At 42.0% G+C, this 23,273-nt stretch carries 14 protein-coding genes; 1 reads left to right on the top strand and 13 read right to left on the bottom strand.

The annotated features are described in order from the left end of the window. Positions 1–17: 17 nt before the first annotated feature. From rfbC to AC4G47_RS27335, 7 genes are read right to left on the bottom strand one after another with little or no spacing between them, the layout of a single operon-like run. On the bottom strand, positions 18–590 hold the full coding sequence (gene rfbC / locus AC4G47_RS27305) for a dTDP-4-dehydrorhamnose 3,5-epimerase (RefSeq protein ID WP_491103650.1): 573 nt from the start codon (positions 588–590) through the stop codon (positions 18–20). A 10-nt stretch (positions 591–600) separates the two neighbouring features. Beyond that, a complete protein-coding gene (locus tag AC4G47_RS27310) occupies positions 601–1,344 on the bottom strand; it encodes a sugar phosphate nucleotidyltransferase (protein ID WP_491103651.1) in 744 nt (247 codons plus the stop codon). A 22-nt stretch (positions 1,345–1,366) separates the two neighbouring features. Continuing rightward, positions 1,367–2,416, bottom strand: coding sequence for a polysaccharide pyruvyl transferase family protein (locus AC4G47_RS27315; RefSeq protein WP_491103653.1), 1,050 nt, complete (start codon positions 2,414–2,416; stop codon positions 1,367–1,369). 50 nt (positions 2,417–2,466) lie between these two features. Continuing rightward, complete coding sequence (locus tag AC4G47_RS27320) at positions 2,467–5,595, bottom strand: HAD-IA family hydrolase (RefSeq protein ID WP_491103654.1); 3,129 nt, start codon at positions 5,593–5,595, stop codon at positions 2,467–2,469. Positions 5,596–5,613: 18 nt separating this feature from the next. Beyond that, entirely contained in the window at positions 5,614–7,644 is a 2,031-nt protein-coding gene (locus tag AC4G47_RS27325; RefSeq protein WP_491103656.1) for an HAD family hydrolase, read from the bottom strand. A gap of 41 nt (positions 7,645–7,685) precedes the next feature. After that, positions 7,686–8,417, bottom strand: coding sequence for an ABC transporter ATP-binding protein (locus AC4G47_RS27330; protein ID WP_491103658.1), 732 nt, complete (start codon positions 8,415–8,417; stop codon positions 7,686–7,688). Positions 8,418–8,438: 21 nt separating this feature from the next. Continuing rightward, positions 8,439–9,215: an ABC transporter permease gene (locus AC4G47_RS27335; RefSeq protein ID WP_491103660.1), complete on the bottom strand. Its 777-nt coding sequence runs from the start codon at positions 9,213–9,215 to the stop codon at positions 8,439–8,441. 113 nt (positions 9,216–9,328) lie between these two features. On the opposite strand from AC4G47_RS27335, the gene AC4G47_RS27340 reads away from it, so the two are divergent. Further along, positions 9,329–11,794 (top strand): O-antigen ligase family protein, encoded by a 2,466-nt coding sequence (locus AC4G47_RS27340; RefSeq protein WP_491103662.1) that lies wholly within the window; start codon positions 9,329–9,331, stop codon positions 11,792–11,794. 91 nt (positions 11,795–11,885) lie between these two features. Here AC4G47_RS27340 and galU read toward each other — a convergent pair whose 3' ends face one another. The 6 genes from galU to AC4G47_RS27370 form a co-directional block, all read right to left on the bottom strand. Continuing rightward, positions 11,886–12,764 (bottom strand): UTP--glucose-1-phosphate uridylyltransferase GalU, encoded by an 879-nt coding sequence (gene galU / locus AC4G47_RS27345; protein WP_491103664.1) that lies wholly within the window; start codon positions 12,762–12,764, stop codon positions 11,886–11,888. A 293-nt stretch (positions 12,765–13,057) separates the two neighbouring features. Then, a complete protein-coding gene (locus tag AC4G47_RS27350) occupies positions 13,058–16,705 on the bottom strand; it encodes a DEAD/DEAH box helicase (protein WP_491103665.1) in 3,648 nt (1,215 codons plus the stop codon). Between the two features lie 72 nt (positions 16,706–16,777). Continuing rightward, positions 16,778–19,291 (bottom strand): U32 family peptidase, encoded by a 2,514-nt coding sequence (locus tag AC4G47_RS27355; protein ID WP_017692029.1) that lies wholly within the window; start codon positions 19,289–19,291, stop codon positions 16,778–16,780. Between the two features lie 326 nt (positions 19,292–19,617). Next, on the bottom strand, positions 19,618–21,570 hold the full coding sequence (locus tag AC4G47_RS27360) for a stalk domain-containing protein (RefSeq protein ID WP_491103667.1): 1,953 nt from the start codon (positions 21,568–21,570) through the stop codon (positions 19,618–19,620). After that, a complete protein-coding gene (locus AC4G47_RS27365) occupies positions 21,557–22,723 on the bottom strand; it encodes a S1C family serine protease (RefSeq protein ID WP_491103669.1) in 1,167 nt (388 codons plus the stop codon). Before AC4G47_RS27365 ends, AC4G47_RS27360 begins: the two co-directional genes overlap by 14 nt. 277 nt (positions 22,724–23,000) lie before the next feature. After that, complete coding sequence (locus AC4G47_RS27370) at positions 23,001–23,213, bottom strand: hypothetical protein (RefSeq protein ID WP_215074381.1); 213 nt, start codon at positions 23,211–23,213, stop codon at positions 23,001–23,003. Positions 23,214–23,273: the final 60 nt, after the last annotated feature.

Consider the following 23,273-nt stretch of genomic DNA (forward strand, 5'->3'; position numbering starts at 1 on the left):
GTGTTGGAACCTCCTAATTACTTCACTTCGAAATTGAAGTTGATCTCCGCATCTTGAAGTAATGGATGCCTTTGGTCCTTATCTGACAAAGTCAGACTAGATGTAGGCCAATCAATTCCAAGTGCCGGGTCACTCCATAATATGCCACGGTCGTTCTCCGGGGAATAGTATTCGTCCACTTTGTACAAGACTTGGGTATTCGGAACAAGTGTACAAAAACCATGGGCAAATCCTTTGGGGACCAGTAACTGACGATGATTATGTTCACTCAAGATGAATCCCTCCCACTGTCCAAAGGTAGGTGATCCTTGTCGAATGTCCACGATAACATCATAAATCACACCCGAAATAACCCGAATTAACTTGGTTTGTGCTTTGGGATTAAGTTGGTAGTGCAATCCGCGCAACACACCATGCTGAGCAGATAAGGATTGGTTATCCTGAATAAAGTGGTAGTTGATTCCTTGTTGATTCATGATCTGCTCATTGTAACTTTCCATAAAAAAACCCCGGTGATCCCCGTGAACCACCGGTTCAATCAAACAGGCACCATTCAGCTTGGAAGGAGTGATTTTCAATGTTTTCGCCATCCCTTCTCTTCTATAACTTTAACTTCCCGAACTCGCCACCGAATGCAATATCTCGCGCCAATTCATTGGCCCGTGCCAACGACGCGTGAGTGCCTGCGTCTGTCCACCAACCCTTAAGTATATCGTAGGTAAGATTTCCTCGTTCAATATATGCATTGTTTACGTCTGTGATTTCCAATTCGCCTCTTGCAGAAGGCTTTAATGTCTTGATGATCTTGAAGACTTCACTATCAAACATATATATGCCTGTTACCGCGTATTTGCTTTTGGGTTTCTGCGGTTTTTCTTCAATGGATACGATGCGATCGCCATGTAACTCGGGCACGCCGAAGCGATGAGGATCGGTGACTTCTTGTATCAATATTTTAGCTCCGGATTTTTGCTCGCGGAAATTGGACACATACTCTGTAATGTCGTCCTCGAACACGTTATCACCCAGGATAACCACCATTTGGTCATCATCTGTAAATTGTTCTGCCAATCCAAGCGCTTGAGCTATCCCCCCTGCTTCATCTTGAACTCGATATGTGAATGAGACACCTATATCACTTCCGCTACCTAGAAGATTAACAACGTCTCCCATATGCTCTTTACCAGTAATCACCATGATGTCGGTAAGACCAGCTTGTTTCAATTTATATGCAGAATGGAAGATCATCGGATACTTTCCTACAGGAAGCAAGTGTTTATTAGTTACCTTAGTTAAAGGAAAAAGGCGGGATCCTGTCCCGCCTGCAAGAATTATGGCCTTCATCAATTAGCTCCTCCTAGAGTGATTAGCTTATCACAAGTCCATTTCTATTTGAAAAATCTAAAAACCTTGAATATAGCGTCTTATACTTTGAATTGAATTGAGAATAGTCAGTCATTTCATAAAATTCATTAATCCCCATTGTAAAATTCATTTTATTTATTTCTACTAAAGGAAAATCAAAGAACTCACACATCTCTCTAGTTCTTGCATCAATAGAAATAAACAATGCAGGAACTCCTTCTAAAAGAGGAATAACATTACCGTGAAATCTTCCACTAAAGGAAAAATCAATTGTTTTAACATACGCTCTCCAATCATCAATATTGAAGAACATTTTAGATTTATGAGCTAGATACCTTTCAAGCTCTTTTTCTTTTTCATTATTCTTTTTATTTGAGAACAAAAATTGAAACCAATTAGATCTGGCTTGTTCAATAAAATCCATATTATTCTTGAGGGCATAGTCGAAGAATTTCAATATAGTAGTCTTATCCATATTTTTATTCGCCCATGGAGTGATTCCAGTGGCTACAATTGGTTTTCCATCTAATTTATTCTTCTTTGTAATTTTAAAATCAGGGTTTTTACAATGATATAAAGAAGGGCAACCAATAGCTTCAACATTATCAATACCGTTTCTTCTCAAAAGCTCAGCAGTATAGAAGCCTCTACACGCAATTATAGCTTGATCTGCAATTTCTTGTAAAAATGAGATTGTTTGAGGATGATAAGTAAAGTCTGATTTATAATCAGCTGTTTGAGTACCAACGCTAATTGGTATAAATCTCTTCCCCTTTTTTTTAATTTTGGAAAACGAACTATAATAAAATTCAGGTAATGCGACATTTTCTGTAATCCACGATAAATTACCTACAATATAGGTATCGTATAAATCCATCTCTAAAGTAGTCTCTAATTGTCCATAATTCACATATTCTGCGTTATATAGATCCCTCAATGCAGTTAAATATGCATTATTGCCGGTATTCCCTCCTATTGAATCCAAATGTTGTCGATATGTCCTGTTAGCATCGTATGGCATACATTCTGTTAACAAAGCAATTCTACTCATCTATGCACCTCTAATACTTCTTTAGAATTATTTAATATCTGTGGAATATTTTAACGAGAAAAGGATCGCTTTATTCTTCGGAAAGCAGAATATACTCCAAAAACAAGTTTATGTTTTAGAGGCTTATTTTTATATCTTGCCTCAAGTTTGATTTTTAGAGTATTACGATCAAAAAGAGTAAAGTAAATTAACTTAGATATTTTAGAATGATTAATTAATAATGTTTCACTAGAATAGATTCTACTAGGTTCAATGTATCTTTCATTTTTCAAATTAAATGTTGTTCGCTGATTCCACCAGTTCAATAAATTCACTCGATCACTCCCACCATATACCTCGTCATCGGAGTATGAGTGCATGAGTAACGATCTATCTGACTGTCTTGAATTATGAAGGTACATTTCAAATGGAATAGAGGAATCAGTGTTTTGTAATTTAAGCAATTCCATATACTCACCGAAAAAGAAATGCATGTCTTTCACAAAATCCAAACTAGCCGCTTGCATTTTTTTTATAATTATTCCATTGATCCCACCAGGGATGTATTCCTCAAAAACTGGTATCACAGTCCCATGAGCATCCTCTTTGTAAGCGATGCATGATGGACCTTGTTCAGCAAAGAACTGCTCCCTTAAAATCCCGCTGACTATTGGTTTTGAGGTGTAAAACACCCGCAATTTGAAGTTATTCCTTCTCGCATATATCCAAGGTGTGTCCTGTTGAGTATGGACATAATATCCGTCACTTTGTCTGCCAATTGAATTTACAATAATGGTCTGAAGCCTACCGGAATAACCTAAGTCAAAAATTGCATCATGAGCTCCTATATTGTTTTCAAAATATTTAATTAGCAATTTCTTATAACTTTCCAATTTTTCTTGATCGATCGCCTTAGAAACAAATAGATCAAGAAACTTTTTGAATTCATATTGTGAAGAGAAATTTTTAGTTAATACAACCCCTGCTTTGGTTAAATCTTTATAATCAAAGCTGTCTTTTGTAATAGTCTCGAACTGTTTTATAAATGTTTTTGGATTATGATTAGGCAGGGAAACAAATTCACTTATCCCACAATAGTCTTTTTTTGAGAACAAGTAGGGCATCATAGATTTTCTAGAAGCATATATATACTTATAGCCCGGAGCTTTAGGATAAAGTTCTGCAATAATCTTAAAAGCTTTATGAGGAAGATATCCATCCCGAGCTAAAAAATGAATATTTTCATAGTTATTACTTATAGCATCCTCAATAAGCCATTTGCTAAGTCCAAAGACATGCATTCCTAAAGCATAATATCCAATAAAATATGGATCGATATTGAAATCAGAATTAGGGTTAAAAGTAGTATATGGGTTGTCAAAAATTTTATTTGCAACTATACCCAGCATACATCTGACACCAAAATTCTTGTTAAAATCATCTGATTTCAAAGAGTTTCGGCTAATTTCTTCAAAAAATCCAATACTATTTCCAGTTTCTTTCTCATTATAACTATTCGTTAATAACTGGGTAGCTTTAGGAAAGTAAAACGTATTCCAGCCATGCTCCTTACCTTTTAATACATCTGAGTTCCAGTTATCACCTATATGGATTATACTACTACCTTCTAAACCAAGCTCATCACTTATATATTTGTACATTCCGCCAGTATGTTTTAAAAGCCTAATTTCAGAAGAAACAAACACCCTCTCTTCTCCTGCATATCCATTATTAGACAAAATACACCTTATTGTTTTCTCAGATAAGTACATATCTGAAACAAAAATGACTTTTTTCTTAAGCATTTTCGCCATTTTATAAAGTTCAAATGCACTATCCCTTTTATAAGAGAATTTGATTTCAAGCTCTTCTTCTTTATTTTTCACTTTTTGTAAAATCTCTATAGGAATTTCATAATCTTTACTAATCTGCTCATATATTTCATCTAAATTTACATCTTCCCATGAGGGTTTGTTTAATTTCGTTAACTCTCGAGCTCTTATCTCTGCATTCGACCTAATTTTCGAAAAATTAGTAAATGAACTATCAGGAATAACTTCGTGGAAATATTCATCTAAAATCAGAAATAAATCTGAAGGCTCAAAAAAGGGTCTCTTGATTAAAGTATCAAAAATATCAAAACTCACGTATTTAATGCTCTCGCTAGCTATCGTTTGTTTCAATACTTCATACCTTTGATCCCAATCAGTCTCGATTATTGAATGAAAAGTATCTTCTTGATCAAATTCATTCGTCCCACTTAATCTTAAAGATTTCTCCAGAGCATCCTTCGCAGTCTTCTTCTCGTAGCTTCTCAATGGTAAGTTTTTTATTCTGTTTTGCCACAGCCGGTAGTATCTTTCTTTCCAATTCTTCAAATTATAAATATACTTGATCTCAAAGCCTTCTTGTAACAGATAATCTTCCACAAAGTCAAAAGCCGTCCCCATATCAGTAAAACATTTCAACATTTTTTTCAGATCAGTCTGTGCACCTGTTGCTGCTTCCGCACGAATATAGTAAAAATAGCCGTCATAGCAAACAGAACTATACTTCCTCGCATTTGAAAATAATATGGAAGAAAACACCAGATCTTCCGTCATTATTAGATGTTTAGTCTGTTTTTTAAAATGACTCATACACTTATCCCAAAGCTCTTTAGTGTATAGTTTATTCCAAATCACATGCCAGTGATAAAATAAACCTTCCTGAGAAAAAAATTTATCAATTATTTCAAGTCCAGTAATTTCATCCTCCAAGATATTGTTATTGTTTTGAATGAACCTCCTCCCTGTTTCTGTTTCTCTGATAATTCTTCCTTCAGTAATGTCAGAGTTTTTTTCTAGTGCCTTTTCAATAAGTAATCTAAAGTAATCAATTGAAACGTAATCATCGCTATCAACAAAAGAAATAAAGCTTCCACTTGCTATTTCTGAACCAGTTACTCTGGCTTTAAAAAGCCCTTCATTTTGTTTGTGCTCTACATATCTAATACGGGGCTCATTCAACATATATGATTCAGTTATTGAACGAACATTCCCTGGAGATGAATCGTTTACTACAATAATCTCCAAATTTTTATATGTTTGCCCAATGATACTATCGAGGCATTTATAGAGGAACCTTTCTGTATTGTAAACTGGAATAACAATGGAGATTAGCGGTTCTTGATTTGTTAAGTTCTCAGCAATATAATTCATCTCATACTCCTTAATAATTCATTTTTTCTTTACTAATGTTCTAAATCTTCGTAAAAAGTAGCGCATAGCTTTCTTAGGGTCTAATATTGCCTTAATCATTTTTTCCTTAACATGGCTCATATTCAAGTTAGAATTTGAATCTTTCCCTCTAACTCGCTGTGCTTCAGAGAAACTTCCATACAAAATGACAGCATTTCTCCATAAATTCCGACTTGCTTTAGTCCGAAATTCTTTTTTATTTATAAAAAATTCATTTAAAGAAGCTCTAGTTACATATCTTTGTGATTCTTCAGAAGCTCCAATCCCTACCACTGCAGAGAGTCTTTCAAATTCCACCAGATCTTTATACTTTCTCGATTCAATGAATCTATAGTAATTTTTCAAGCTAGTGCTTCTTTGTGTATTTTTTAGATACTCAAAATATTTCAAATATTGTTTGGTAACCTCAATTACACTTGTTTGAAAACTAATTGTGGACTCCTTTAGAAATTCATTCTTCTCAATATTACTTAAAACCGGGAGAATTTTACCTCCTTTATCTATGTTCAAGCCAACTAATGAACCATGAGGTGCAGAGAAAATAAACTCATACATCATAACATTATTCATTATTTTACCTGCATCTTTAAATGGCCTTCCCAGGTTAAATGCATACCCATTAACATTTTGTCGAAGATCATCATAAACATTATCCGTTGTTCCGAAATAATAGCCATTGACAACTTTACGAGTAATATCCTTTATAGCTTTTTGTGTAGATCCCCGCCAGCCTACGTCAACAATATTCACTTCTTTATAATTATATAAATTGGCCTGTTGTAAATATTTATTAAGAACATCTTTCTCTTTCTCAAGAGATTTTAGTATAATTGGGTAAATCCCCCTTAAAATTGCTTTCACAGTAGTTCTTGATTCCTCTGAATCAAGAACTAGATTCAAATCTACTTCTTTTAGTCCAAGTAATTTCTCATACCTATTTGAGTCTAAGTCCAGATTTCTGAATATTTCTCTTAATGTTAGTTTCTGACCTAGCTGATTATTATACGCTGTAATTAATTCCAGCCCTTCCTCTTCTGTCATATTTAAAATATTTGGAATTTGGTAGACTTTTCTAGAAGCGTAGATATAACGTGCCTCTGGAATAGAATCAACATGACTCTTAAACATTTCATATATCTTATAAGGTAGGTAGCCATCCCTAGATAAAAAAAATACATTATCCTTATTTTTCAAATTGTTAGTTAACCATAAAGTAAATCCAAACAATATTGGTGATACCTCACGCACACCAAATTCTGACCAATAATTATAAGTGAACTTTGTCTCACAGTAATTTATTTGGATTGCTCTCATTATTGATTCTTCAATACTCGAGGCTCTTTCTATTTTCATCCTTGATCTAGGATTCTCGTAATAATAAGCATTAACATTACTTTGTAATGCATTACAATAATCGGAAACATAATTATCACCAATATGAAGCCACTCTTTGTTTAAAAAACACCTTTCCCGTAAATGAACATACAAATGCGAAGAAGCTTTTGATAACCCCACCTCATTAGATACAAACAAATGTTCAAAACTATTATAGCCATTTAATTTGAGCAGTTGCGAAATAAAATCACTGGATAAATACATATCTGAAATAAAGTACACAATTTTGTTGTTTGCTATTGCATAGTCATATACTTTTTTTATAAAAGGATTTGTTCTTATAAATTTTTTCTCAATATTAAGTTCTATTTCTTTTATCTGATTGGAAATTGAATTTGTTTCTTTTCTTTGAAAAACGTTGTATATTTCATTCAAAGTAATATCTTCATTAATTGACACTTTTCTTGCTTTAATCTCTGCGGCAATTCTTTTCCGCTTGAAATGAGTAAGGTTTAATCCCCTTTTTTTAATCTCATGTTCAACGATATCAAAAATATCAGTTGGAAAGAGGACATCTCTTAGTAATGCTGTGTCAAATACATCAAATGAAATTACATCATTCTCCTTAATTAACCTACAAATCTCCTTAAATTCTTTATAATGTGATTCTGTCACGTTGGATCTCCTTATACGAGAATTGCTTATTTTCATCCGCCTTATTTATGATTCAATTTGAACTCGTCACATATTAATTTTGATTCCCCTATTTTTCGGACCGATCCCTTTTCCAACCATAAAACCTCATCGCATATTTTTTCAACTTGTCCTAATGAGTGAGAAACAAAAATAGCAGTTGTTCCATTATCAACCATATCTTTGATTTTCTTTTGACTCTTCTCTCTAAACTTTATATCCCCTACTGAAAGAACTTCATCAACAATTAATATATCCGGCATAGTAATAGTGGCGATTGAAAACCCTAGCCTTGCTTTCATACCGGAAGAGTAATTTTTTAAAGGTGTGTGGATAAATTTTTCTAGTTCACTGAAATCGATAATTTCTTCTACTTTGGAACGAATCGTTTTCTTTGAATAGCCTAGTAAAAGTCCATTCAAAAAAATATTTTCCATTCCTGAAAGTTCACCATCAAATCCCGCACCTAATTCAATCAAGGGAGCTATCTTTCCATTAGTCAAAACTGATCCATTTGTTGGCTTTATTATTCCAGAAACCACCTTAAGGAGAGTGCTCTTACCCGCGCCATTTAAACCTATAATCCCTAACACTTGACCTTTTGGGACAGCAAAACTGACATCATTTAATGCAAAAAAATCTGTATAACTAATTTCTTGTTTCATCTTTTTTATAAAATAATGCTTAATCGAATCTATTTTCTCGTTGTGCAGTCTGTAACGCATAGAAACATTGTTAACTTCAATTGAATACATGTATCCTCCTAATAATAAATATCATAAATAAAATATAAATTTATCTTGTTTCTTATAAAAAACAAAAATCCCCACTAAGAAGTATGCTACCGCATAAATTGAAGCAACTAAAAAATCGGATATCTCGAACATTTGATTGTTCATTAATAGATCCCTAAACAAAACTAAAACTGGATACATAGGATTCAATTCCATTATCCATTTGTACTGGACAGGTATAATTTCAATAGGGTAAAAAATTGGAGTCATGTACATTAAGACCATCAATAAGACAGAATATAAATGTCTAAGATCATTGAAAAAAACCGCAATTGTAGAAATAATTAGACCTACGCCTGCCGATATGAACAATATTTGAATTAATGGTATAAAAAACAACAAATTATAAAATGATAACGGCATTCCTGTTACAACCATCACAATTAAAATAGGCAACAAAGACACAAGTGAAGTTAAAAATGAAGAACAAATCTTTGAAAGAGGAAAGAAATATTTAGGAACATATACTTTCTTCAAGAGTTGGCCATTATCATGGATAGAATTCATAGCAAAATTAGTTGCCTCGGAAAAAAAACTATACACTAACCTTCCAGTTAGTACATAAACAGGAAAGTTCTCAATATTGTGTTTGAACACTTCTGAAAATATTACAGTTAGAACGATCATCATTAACAATGGGTTTAAAAAGCTCCAAAGGACACCCAGATAAGATTTTTTGTATTTGAGCTTAATATCCTTTCGGACTAGCTCGACAAATAAATCTCTGTATTTTATAAAGTTAGTTACTCTTTCCTGCATATTTACTCCTTATATTTTTTTTATAATACATCATAATAAATTCATAAATTGGCCGTATGTGTTTTTAATATGCTAAAATATTGTCGTATCTATAAGAAAAGGAGAATCAAACCTTGTCGAATCCAGTATACGGTAAACAAAAGAAGACGTCGAGCAAGACAAGTAGCGGCTCAACCTCGCCGCTGTTGTGGACGTTGACAATAGGACTCATCTTATTTTTACTCTGGTCCTCATTTCAAGTTGCGTTATTTAACGGGCAGTTGCTTCAATTCGAAGGTCCCATTTATTGGGCTCTTGTGTTTACAACCCTCCTGTTCATCGTCTGGGTGGTAGTCTACTACAAAAATATCACACTAGAATCCCAACGAGATTGGCTAAAATTAGTTGTTCTCCTGTTACCACTTACCTACATATTGTCGCTAATTAGTGCAGCGTCAAATTATTTGGCAGTTAACATGATTCTGATTCAGTGCATATATACGATGATATTTGTAATGACTATGTACATGCTCAAAAACAACAAAATCAATCATATCATACAATCTTCCTTAATAGGAATTGCATATGTAATTGTAGGTTTTGGATTGTTGAACTGGCTGGGAGCCTTCAGTTTTGCGGGCAAGCTGGTTGGCTGGTTTTCTTCTGGCGTAGTTAATGGGGTATACAACCAGGCAATCTGGAATGATGCCAATGGTCCACGGCTTGCTTCCGTATTCCAGTACCCGAATACATACGCAGCGTTCCTGATGGCATTTCTATTCATTAGCATCTTTAGCTTGATTCGTACGAAAAAGCTATATATGCAGTTAGTTCATGGCTTCATGCTTGTTCCCATCTTGTTGTCCCTGTTGCTTACATTGTCGCGGACAGGTCTTGTGATGATGCCGATCGTGTTCGTGATCATCCTTTTGTTACTTAAACCAGCAAAACAGATTTTATGGTTCATTTATCTTGCCATATCAGGAATAGGTACAATTTTCATCCTGAATCCGGTCAATAACGCTGGACTCGAATTACAGCAACAATTCACTGCTGGACTTGCATCCAAAGGCTGGATCTACTTGATTGCCGCTTCCATCGTTGTTGCAGTCATTATCTGGGCTCTTCAACACTGGATCGCTCCCAAGTTGGAAGCAAAGCTCCAATCCTGGGGGAATCGCAAAGGCGCAAGCCTCTGGATCCCGCTTGGCTCAGCACTCTTCGCCATTATTGCAGCAGTGCTTCTGTTGGGTACCAGTGTTCGAAACATTCTGCCTGATAGTATCAGTACGCGTCTAGAAAACATCAACTTCCAGCAGCACAGTGTCCTGGAAAGGCTAACCTTCTACAAAGATGCCGCCAAGGTCATAGCGGACTATCCTTTGATTGGTGCAGGTGGTGGGGCTTGGACTGCACTGTACGAGAAGTATCAGAACAATCCATATGTTAGTGCGCAGGCACATAACTTCTTCATGCAGTACCTGGTTGAAGTCGGAATTATCGGATTTATCATTTTCATGGCATTTATTCTGTATATCTTCTATCAATTCGTTCGTAGCTACTTGCGAAGAGATGAAAGCGAAAGAGAGTCGCATTTTGTATTTTTCATTTTGTCCATGACCATTCTGGTACTGAGTCTTCTCGATTTCAACATGAGTTACGTCTTCATCGGCATGCTGGTGTTTATCGGGTTTGGGGGAATGGCGGCAGCGATCGAACCACGGCCCGTACAACGTTTGAAAGTAAGCCCATCGGCTGCACGAGGTATCTATACAGCAATCGCCGGAGTATCGATCATCATACTTTTGATTGTATCTGTGCGCTTTTTGCAAGCAAATCAATATGCGAATGCAGCAAAGGAGGTTGCGCAAACCAGCCAATCTTTTGAAGAGATTAAGGCCGCTTTGGATAAAGACCTGGCCATACGTAGCACACACGCTGACTCTCTCTTGACGCTATCTGCTCTCAATCAGCAAGGTTTCGAACAGACGCAAGATGATCAGTTCTATATGGCCGGCATAGATCTCCTTCAAAAAGGACTACAAGCAGAGCCGTATAACAAAAGTATGGTTAAACAACTAATGCAATTTTATGAGCTTAAGGGTGAATCAGACCAAGCCTATACTTTCCAAAAGGAATATGCCAACAACTATATCTGGAATATGGAATGGTATGAGCAGTTGATCAGCCGTTCGTTTGATCTCGGATATCAGGCACTAGGACAAGGCGATACGGCTAAGAAAGAATCCTACTTCAATTCAGGTCTGGATGCATACCAACACGTTGTGGATGGAGTAGAACATCTGAAGACTCTCCCTGAAGGGCAGCTTCAAGGACAGCCATTTGAGCTCACTTCAACAATGATTCTGAATGCGGGGAAAATGAAATACATGCTAAATGATTCCGCCGGAGCTGTAACGACTCTTAAGGGTGGGATTGCAGAGGATCTGTCCGATGCTACCAACCGTGAAATTGCCCGTTGGTACCTTGCTGCTCTGACTAAAGACGGACAACAGGATCAAGCTGTATATGATAAGCTCATTGCTGTCGCACCGAACGAAGCAAACGAGATTAAACAAATTGCCGAACTGAGCTTCTAATTAATAAACTTGTCCAAAGTTAAATCAAAGCAAAAAGGTTTATCCTTATGAGGGTAAACCTTTTTTTTGTATATGAAATCTCAAGTTAATATTATTTCGACTCCACAATCTTCTTCAAATAATTCATCAAATCTTCCCGCAGATCGTCATGCTGAAGTGCATAATGAATCGTTGTCTCAATAAAACCCAACTTCTCTCCCACGTCATGACGAAGGCCTTCAAAATGATAGGCCAGTATTCTTCTCTGCTCATTCAGACGTGACAATGCATCGGTCAGTTGAATTTCCCCACCGACACCTGCGGATTGTTGACCAAGAATCTCAAAGATATCCGGTGTAAGAATATACCGTCCCATAATAGCAAGATTCGAAGGAGCATCTTCAGGCTTCGGCTTTTCAACCAAACGTTTAGAGCGGAATACTCGATCATTTGTTTTCAGGATTTGTTCGCCATCCACAATCCCGTAACGTGAAACTTCTTTCCAATCCACTGGCTGAACACCAACGATCGGAGACTGGTACTCATCATATACTTCCATCATCTGCTGAAGACAAGGCTTGTTCGCCTCAACGATATCATCCCCAAGCAGCACAGCGAAGGGTTCATCTCCAATAAACTTTCGGGCGCACCAAATCGCATGACCAAGTCCTTTGGGTTCCTTTTGACGGATATAGTGAATATCTGCCATTTCAGAAGACTTACGAACCTCATTTAACAGATCCCATTTCTGTTTATTAACCAGATTTTGCTCCAGTTCAAAAGAATAGTCAAAATGGTCTTCAATCGCCCGTTTGCCTTTACCTGTCACGATAATAATATCCTCAATACCTGAGGCTACAGCTTCTTCAATGATGTACTGTATCGTTGGCTTGTCAACGATAGGCAGCATTTCTTTGGGCATGGCTTTGGTTGCTGGCAGGAAACGAGTTCCCAGACCCGCTGCTGGAATAATGGCTTTACGAATTTTCATAATTTAAATCCCCCTTTATAGATTAGATGATATGTATATCCCATTCTTTCATTTCATCGAAATTGCAAAAAAACAAAAATCATCAGGCTATGTAATCTAAAAAGTATAATTATAATATATCAGATATGTAAATGCATGTTTTGGTATGGTCAACATTACTTTACTAGTATTCTATTCATACTGTATTAAACAGGTTACACTTTCTCGTCTATATCAATCTTCTTTTCTATAAAATGATAGGGTGATACAAGTTAACAAATCTTGCACCACCCTATCACACCAAAACAGCATACTTATACCATTAACAATTCGCGGATATCCTGTTCGGACAAGGTCGTCGATCCCCCGTCTCCTGGTTCGATTACTTCGGCAATTAAGTCCTTCTTCCGCTGCTGGAGCTCCAAAATCTTCTCCTCGATCGTACCTTCGGTAACCAGACGGATGACTTGCACCACTTGTTTCTGTCCCATGCGATGGGCTCGCCCAATGGCCTGTTCTTCCACCGCAGGATTCCACCACAGATCATATAATATAACGGTATCTGCACCTGTTAAGTTTAGCCCTGTTCCTCCAGCCTTTAGGGAAATCAGGAATAGTTCAGCTTCTCCCTCATTAAATCGGCGGCACATCTCAACGCGGCTCTGTGCAGGTGTCTGACCATCGAGGTAAAACAGGTTTCTTCCCTGTGCCGTGAGCGTCTGACGAATCAGGTTCAACATGCTCGCGAATTGGGAGAAAATAAGAATACGTTTGCCTGCGGCCAAACAATCCTCGACCGTTTCAAGCAACTGTTCCATTTTCCCAGAATCGCCTTGATAGCCTTCGACAAAGAGGGCCGGATGACAACACAACTGACGCAAGCGCGTGATGCCTGCCAGAATTTTGATACGATTCTTCTGGAATCCATTATCCTCCATGTCCTTTGATGCTTCATCCTGAAGCTGGGAGAGGTATGCGGCGTACAATTTTTTCTGTTCAACCGTAAGCTCTGACCGCTGTACCGTTTCAATTCGATCAGGCAATTCTTCCAGCACATCCTTCTTCAGACGGCGCAGAATAAACGGCCGTACCATACGCGATATCCGTTCCGGAGGAAGGTCACGGAATCTTCTGTAACTTGGAAACAATCCAGGGAATACGGCTTCAAAAATGGACCACAATTCATCCAGCGAGTTCTCCACAGGTGTACCTGTGAGTGCAAAACGGCGCGGGGCTTGAATTTGTTTGACTGCCTGCGCAGTCTGGGAAGAAGCATTTTTGATCGCCTGAGCTTCATCCAGAATGAGCGTATGGAATGTTCGGCCTAGATAGGTGTCTAGATCCCGGCGCAACAAAGGATAAGACGTCACAATTACGTCTGCCTCATCCATGCCTGAAAGCATGCTGGCTCGTTCTTCTTTCTGACCGGCAGCGATCAAAACTTTCAGATGCGGGGCGAACCGCGTAAACTCATTGGCCCAGTTATAGGTTAGCGAGGCAGGCGCCACGACAAGTACCGGAGGGTGAATGACCCTCGTTCGGATCGTCAGTCCATCCTGCTGCATCGTGGACCATAGGCCATCCGTATTCTCTGAGGCCATCCTATCCAATGGGAGACCAGTTTCGGGGTCGATGCCGGCAGTAGCCTCCGTTGTACCGCCCCATAGCGATCCGCTCTCCCGGTATTTATTAACGTCCGTATTGTCCATATTGTACTCGGGCTTTTCCTCAAGCACCGCTGTAATATAGGCGATGCTTTGCAATGTTTTACCAAGTCCCATATCATCCGCCAGAATGCCGCCAAAACGATAATAAGCGAGGGTACGCAGCCACTGGTATCCACTGTTCTGATAATCCCGCAGGATGGGGGTCAGCGCTTTTGGCAATGCAAAATCCATCCGTTCGGGATCCCGGAGGTCATCGAGGAAACGTTTCAGGGAGCCTCCCCACTTCACATGTCCGGAAACCTCATCCCTGCCTGGCAATTGTAACGCCCGAACAGCTGGCAGCCGGATATGGCTGCCTTTGATGTCATCTGCTCCAAGTCCCAGTGAATCGGCCATGTGAGCGAAACTGTCTGCACCTTCATTTTCAAGCGACAGAAAGACACCGCTCTTGAGACGGAAATACGGTTTCTTTTCCACAATGCGACGCATGAGTTCCTGAAGTTCCTGCTCGTCCACACCTTCCATCTCGAATGAAATCTCCAGCCAGTCCAACCCTCTCCCCAAGTCTGCCCGGACTTTCGGCGGTGTAGGATAGGATTGCACCATCGCCTTCACGGCGTTCGGCATATAGATATCTACCTGTTTCTCAAGCTCAGGCAACAGATGATACATAACATCATAGATCGCATCTTCCCGTTCACTCGCCCAGACGCTACCATCACGTTCCATGAAAGAACGATCGAGCCGTTCAATCAGATTCCGCTCTTTGTATCGATCACGCACCAAAATAACCTTTTTCTCTTCTTCATCTATCAAGTACTCTGCAAGCGGATTAATAACCATGACCTCATAGTCGAATTCCAGACGCGCTGTAATACGCTCACGATAGAAGTCGATGTACAGCTTCGGTGAGAGTTCCGGTTCCGCGATCTGTTCACGCACCTGTGAATCAATAGACAGATGGCCGAGCGTACGCAGTTCCGGCACGACATGCTGTACGAACTCATCCACCTGCTGGGTCGAAATATCGATACTTTCCTTGATCCCATATGATGTGAGCGCCCCACTCAAGTCCTCCAGACTTCGCATCTGCATCGGCTCCAACATATGCAACTGTCCTTCCACCACAGCGGCATCATAAGCAGGGAGAAGAATCAGCTCACGCAGTCCGGAAATTTCAAGCTGATATCCTTCATTCGCCCCCTGGGCAATCCGGTAAAATAAAGGCAGTACCCCCTCACCCAGTGTGAGTGGTCCATTGGCGAATCCCGTGCCCTCCATCCGGCTGTCAGCCTGTAGCAGCAATTCCAGCAATGGCTTCCATACGAGCGGAGCAATCAATATATCCCGTCCGTCCGAAGCTCCCAGATAACCGGAGATGGATTGGCGATAAGCCTCCTCACTCTGTCTCATTCGAATAAGCATCGAGAGAATGGCCTGATCCTGCGGAGTGAAAACATGCATTAATGGATCATAGTGGAATAGTTTGGTAAATGACATTGGCTCGCCCTTCTCGATGCAGTTCAGGAATTGTTTCACTTTCTGCACCACATACAGACGTTTGTTACCCACTTTCAATTCAAGAGCGAGTTTCCCACCACCCTTGTGAACCTGTGTCAGCTTACATATAAACTGAACCTGCAATTCTTCCCGCAGGGTGGATCGGCTGACAGGGGCCGTGTATTTTCGGTCATTTCCATGCAGCGGTCTGCGATCTTTGGCAAACATGGACAGAATCTGATCCGCCGTACGATATGAAGGTTTATCTACCGAACGGCCCCAACCTGAAGCTGAGCTTGGGCGACCTGCCTGGGCAAAGTGAACGGGTGGACGCTCTGGAGCATCATTGAAGTGCTCTGGTTGTGAAGGAGACTGTGGTCGCTCCCACATGTTCTCTTCGACCAGCGTTCCGACTCTGGACTTGGAACCTGTGCTGGAGGTATTGGCTCCTTGGCCTGTAGAAGACGGAGAGGGCTTCCCAGAAGCATTAGCTGCATTGCGCTCCTGCTGCTCTCCCCATTCGTGAATAGCCAGCAGGACGGCAGCCACATGTTTGCAATAGTCATAATGTCTGCCGTCACCCGGACAACTGCAGCCTGCCACAATCTCTCCTGCTCCATCCACATCCACCGTCACCTGGTAACGCTCCGTTCCACGTACCTGTGCTTCATAATGAAGCTGATCCTCACTGACAACCAGATTAGTCACCCGGCCAGATTGGTTATAATCTTCTCCACGCTTAAATGCCGTGACTCCGCACAGCAATTTAATATCCATGATTGTGAATGGCGCCACGCTTCTTCGCCTCCTGTGCCATGATGTAAAAAAACCCCAAGAGCTCCGTAAAGCAGAGTTTGGGGTTGCTGTTTATTTCACCAATTGGCCACGTGTAACGCCCAGTTGGTTCGTTGCTTTTAGGGTTTTCCACACTTGTGTACCACTGATCTCGCCGCGCAGTGCACGGTTGTACAGATCAATCACCTCGCGTACCTGCTCCGGTGTCTCTTCCAGGAATTCCACACGGTAACGGGATACACCCAGATCCATAAAGTTCGTCAGATACTCGGCACCTGACTGCTCCACTGCATTGTATACCGTATTACGACAGCCTTCATCCACACGTACCGGGTGGGACATACCGATCCGGTCTTGCAATGATGCACGCTGTTCCTCACAAGGACGTCCACAGTTCGTAAAGTCCGTTCCTTCACTCATAAACGTACAATACACGCAGTGCTCGGTGTGGAACATCGGCAGATGCTGATGGATAACCACTTCGGTCTGACTTGTACGGGAGTGGCCCAGCAAATCAACCATTTGTTGAATGTTCAGGTCATAGGATGGCGTAATCCAGTCACAGCCTGCTTCCAGGAACAATTCAACTGCTTTGTGATTGGCGATGTTCAATGAGAAGTCGCCGATCAGTTCAGGGTGCTTCGCATCCGGGTTTTCCATCCTGTGGCGAAGGTAGAAGTACAGTGCACCTGTATTACGCACCAATACCGCATCTGGCTTCAGACGCAGGATGTTGTTATGATATCCGTTCTCCCCAGGCATATGAATACGCGGCGTTGCCAGCGCGATCTTGCGTCCAGCGGCATGCACAGCTTCCACGGCTGCCGGGAACTGTTTGATAAACTCGAAGTCGGCATAGATCATGCCGATCCCCGCTTCAATCGCCGCCTCCACTTGTGGCAGGCTGCGGCAGAGCGCGGTCAGCTCCGCTTGACCGCGAGCGACTGGCGATGCCGGTTTAACCGAATCGCCGTACACATCTACCGCCCGTTTCACGTAGACGGGTGGTTTAGGACGCTCGCCCGCGAGTTGTTCTACCGCCTGACGGCGAATGTTATTCAACTCGCGCATCGGGATGATAACGTCGCCGTGCAGGTTGACGTCCATTCCTTCCAACTGGAACACGGTGCCTCCCAGACGTCCGAACTGCTCTTCGAGCAATTCATGCGTCATTGGACGCTTCTGCGCGATGTCCAGTTCCATCTCGGAATCAATGCGGACGGTTGTGCCTTTCTGCACGTCAGTCCACCACGTGCTAAGCGGCTGCCCCGGGCTGCCGATGACTTTCACCTTCACCGGGAATACGCGGTATGGCTTCTCGGTCTCGAAGCTTTGACGCAGACGTTTGTCCAGCGCCGGGTCATTCGTTTTCCACACTTTGTCGCCAACCTTCACGCGTCGTAGATCCACGTCACTGCGGCCTGGCACGACATCAACGATCCAGCCTTCTTCGGCTTCGCCTTCGAGTTTTACGCCTTTGCGACGTACATCGTATACGCGTCCGCCCTCTTCCTTCTGAGTCGGGTCTCCGGCGTCAAAAACAATCCCGTCTCCACGTTTCACGGGTGCGTCCAGCTTCAGAACCACACCATCGCGCAACACTTGATCCACACGACCGAGGTAGACACCACGGCTTTTCGGGAATGTTCCATCCACCAGTTCTTTGTTGTTTGTACCACTCAGGAAACCATGCGTGAATCCACGGGAGAAGCTTTGCTGTAATTCGCGAACTTCTTCCTTGCTTGGCGGCGTGTTATCTCCATCAAAATAACGGTCAATCGCTTTGCGGTATTTGCTTACCACGTTCGCTACGTATTCCGGCGTTTTGAGACGTCCTTCAATTTTGAAAGAAGTCACTCCTGCTTCGATCAGTTCCGGCATCAGGTCAATCGCTGCCAGATCCTTCGGAGACAACAGATAAGCTACATCACCCATCGGCTTGTGCACCCCATCCACCATCAGGTCGTATGGTAGACGACAAGCTTGCGCGCACTCCCCACGGTTCGCCGAACGCCCTCCCCACATTTCGGAAGTAAGACATTGCCCCGAGTAGGATACACACAGCGCGCCATGAACGAATACTTCCATTGGAAGTTTCGCCTGCTCACCGATCTTTTGGATCTGCTTCAGATTGTTCTCCCGTCCCAGAACGACACGTTCCATATCAAACGGCTTTGTAAACTCGACCGCTTCCGGTGACGTAATCGTCATCTGTGTTGAACCGTGAATCGGGAAATCCGGCGAGATCTCGCGGATCATCTTCACCAAACCCAAATCCTGAACAATTACAGCGTCCACACCTGCATCGACACAAGCATCAATGAGTTCTTTGGCATCCGTCAATTCATTTTCAAAAATCAATATATTAAAGGTCAAAAAACCTTTTACTCCATAGCTGTGCAAAAACGCCATAATCTCTGGCAACTCGTCCATGCGGAAATTGTTCGCCCGTGCCCGTGCATTAAACTTTTCGACTCCGAAGAAAATTGCATCTGCGCCATTGGCTACCGCCGAACGCATACAATCCCAGTCACCAGCGGGTGCCAGAAGTTCAACGTCTTCTCTTCGTATTGTTGCTGTTTTCATGTAGATCCTCCCCATAGCCGGCTATCCGCCGGATTTCATCCCTATATCCTTTAAAGCCTGAACACGTCAGGCTTAAGCCTGTACCTTATCCGGTACACCTGCATTGTCATTGAATTGCTATATCTATACATTATGTCTGTATTGCCTGAACTCCAAGCTTACAGTCATCCATATTCATCAGATCAGCAGTCATAACTCCTGAACTAGTATAGTGTACCACTTCTGCACCGACTCTTCTACGCTTTCCTGAAAAAACCGTTTACCATTTCCATTTCCAGCATGACAAATAAGCCGGAAGGTCCTCCGACCCTCCGGCTCCACTACAATTATTTAATAAAAGTAAATGAGTTCACTGCTTTCTCCAATGCCGCTGCCTGGACTTCTGTCTTGTTGGCATCATTCAGACCACTTGTAATCGTATAGGTTGTACCGTCCTTTTCAAACACAATCTGACGACCCGCATACGGCACACCGTTGTCCAGTTCATGATACGTAAAGGAAAACGCTGGCACACCCGCAAACGTCATCTCCTCACTGCGAAGCAACTTGAAGTTCTTACGCGTTTTGGTAGCTTCGGCATATGCCTCTCTCAGTTGACTGACTGTCATCTCGATGGACTTGTCCTCGCTCGCCGCAATGGAGAACTCCCCGCCCGTGAAGGTGTACACTACAGGTGAGTATTCGAATTGATCACTATACGGCGTCCAGTACCGCGGAATATCCACACTGTAATGATAACGTTTGGACGTGCGTGTGATTGTCTTCGTTTTGTCTGTTAAATAGGGATCTTCGCCCAGCTGACCGAAGTTATCGGCAACCGTATCAAAATCAATCTCTACACTCTTCATGATCCGTTCAAACCATGCCCGATCTGCAGCCTGCTCCTCCGGGAATGTGTATTCTGCATAATAACGATACCCATTCTTCTGCAAAAGAACATCAAACTCGGTCTGCCAGCCCCCGCCAAAGTTATAACGGAATTCATTCACCTCGGCAGTCTCTCCCGAGATATCCATCGTATATGAGCCAACCGGCTCGTAACTCTCTGGCGTAAATGTCTCGCGCATCCACTTATCCAGTTGACCGCTCCAGCCTTTTACCGTTGTACCGGCCTTCGCCGAAGTGATACGCCATTGCAGATACGCACCATCCTTGGCTTCATAGATCATCTGATTGTTGTCCATCGACCAGCCGGCAGGAATCTTCAATTCAATGCCATAGTCATCATTCCACGCGGAGCGCATGCCATTATCTACGGTGGACAGATCCTTGATGGTTCGATCCGACTCCGCATAGGTTGGCTGGAATGAATTGAGCAGCGCAGCACGTTTGCCCAGATCTTTGTAATTCAAGGCTTGATAATCAGCGAGGTATACATCATATTGACGACCTTCATTGAGATACTGGCGCATCTCCCACAACATGCCGTCAGCATCTTTTACAATAATCCGTGCATATAGCGTTTTGCCTTTTGACACCGCTTCACGATCCAGCACGGTATCTCCCGATTGTTTGGCTTCCTGTACGAGTTGTTGCAACAAATCATCCGAATCCAGAGCCACATCCTGGTCGCTGACGTACACTTCAAGATAATAACTGTTGTCCGCTGCACCAAAAGTCATCATGCGCTCCTGCTCACCGCTCTGGAAAACCATGAGATCCGCAGGATAGTTAATAGACCAGCCGTAAAAGCTGTTGCCGATTCTTGTTTTGCCTTCATCCGGATGAAGGCTACCCTCATCGTCCACCGAATCATCGGTTTGCAGTAGACGAACCACCATTTCTCCGGAACTGCTTGGAGCAAGCGTCGCTCCGATACCGGCAGCAACCGGACGAAGTGGAACCATGAGTACGCCATTCACCATCTTGGGAGCGGCACCCATCTCATGTTTCACACCATCCACCCAAGCAATCGAACTGCCAATCGTTAGAGTCACCGTGTGAGGACCTTCCTTGATTTTGACGACATCATTTTTCTCCAGCCGAATTTCACTGCCAAATGCTTTCTTGAATACGCCGACAGGCACCATCGTAACACCCTTGACCTTGTACGGTTTGGCTATGGCCTGTTTATCGCCGTTGATGTAGGCGCTCGTGCTACCTGCTTTGATTCGCATTTCACTTGTCGTCAGATCAGATGCCCATGCAGGGAATGCCGCACCAATGGTCAGCATCCCGGTTAATACACCTGTGCTCAGCACACGTATGAAAGACTTTTTCATTCCGCTCTTTCGTCCTCTCTCCATCCGGGTTGATCGCCGGGCTTTATTGTTCTTCATCTACAAGGAAGGCCTCTTCTTCAGCGTCCTGAATATCTGCTCGATCAGCAAGCACCAACGTACGAGTGACGATATCGCCATCCGTTTGCATCAACAGCTTTACCTTTTGCCCGGGCAGATACTTTTTGAGCAACTCATTGATATCGACGACAGAGGACACACGTGTGCCCGCCACACTATAGATGACATCGCCCTCTTTGATTTTGGCTTTTTTTGCTTCAGGAGACAGTACACCCGTGATCGTTAATGGATCATCTGTAGGCAGACCCACTATGGCAGACCAGCTTTCTTCCAGCTGTAGTCCCAGACTCGCACGTTTTATTTTGCCGTATTCAAAAAACTGATTGATAATATATTGAACGGTATCCACCGGAATCGAAAATCCCAAGCTTTCTATACCGACCGCAGAGAATTTCATGGAGTTAATACCAACGACCTCACCCTTCAGGTTGACCAGCGGTCCTCCGCTATTCCCTGGGTTAATGGCCGTATCGGTCTGAATCAACCGGTAGGTCTCCTCTACACCACGATTCAAGCCGCTGATTACCCCTACTGTTGCCGAGTTGCGCAAGGAAAAGGAAATTGGCGTACCTATGGCGATCACCGTCTCGCCAACAGAGATGTTTGAAGCTTTGGCGAAGCTCGCCGGTTTGAGTGATTTGGCATTGATTTTGATCAGCGCGAGATCACTTAGTGCATCACTGTATGTTTTCGTAATTTTGTATGTATTGCCATCCGTCGTTACGACCACCGGATCTGTTAATCCGTCAATCACGTGAGCATTCGTCACGATCCATCCATTGGACCGGATAATGACACCTGTACCATGTGCAAGATTATAACGGTCTGATGATGCACCTTCCTGCACTTCGGTAGATTTCCCAATAATGCCTACGACCGAAGGGGATACCTTTTCGATCACTTTGGGAATGGCTTCATTTCCTTTGTACGTATACGTTCCGGATTTGGCATCATATTGCCCACTTCCACCAAATGCCTTAACCAGATCCTTGGTGCTCACGTAGACTTGACCATCTACCACTTTAGCTTGCATTCCCGCTTTGGATTCAGCCGCACCAGCCGTTGCCGCCACACTAATCGAGAGTACAGCAGCCATCAATATGGCTATCCCCTTTTTACCCAACACACTCATATTCTCACCTGACCCTCTCTATACATCCTTCTTGCGCGACTCGACATCGGATTCATTGTTGAATCTATTCTCTTTTTCTCTCATCTGCAATTCAGGTATCCTTCAATGTATCATACAAAATCTGGATATACAATTGTTTTAAGTCCCTATTTTAGTAGAGAAGATAGAATCCTATTCAAACGTTCAAACTAAATAAAAAAAACACCCTCCATGTCTCCGTGGAAAGTGTTCGTCTGTACTTCTTGTAGAGGTTATTCCATTCACTTCAGTGGCATTCCTACTCACCAAACCAACCGGTTATCATCGCATAATCCGTCATCAGAAATACCAGCAGACTGACTACTGCAAATCCGATCGCAAACAGATTCTTCTTCGGTGCCCGAAGGAGGCGAACGACTCCGATGAAAATCAGGATCGTAAATAAGATGACAAAAATATCAAATGCATTAAAATTCGATGTGCTCGCCGTGGCAGCTTCTGCAAACAGCATGGATAGACAGACCTCCTCACCATAGTTGAACAGCTAACGCATACCCTAATATCTTCCTCT

The sequence above is a fragment of the Paenibacillus sp. Negev47 genome, from assembly GCF_058313655.1.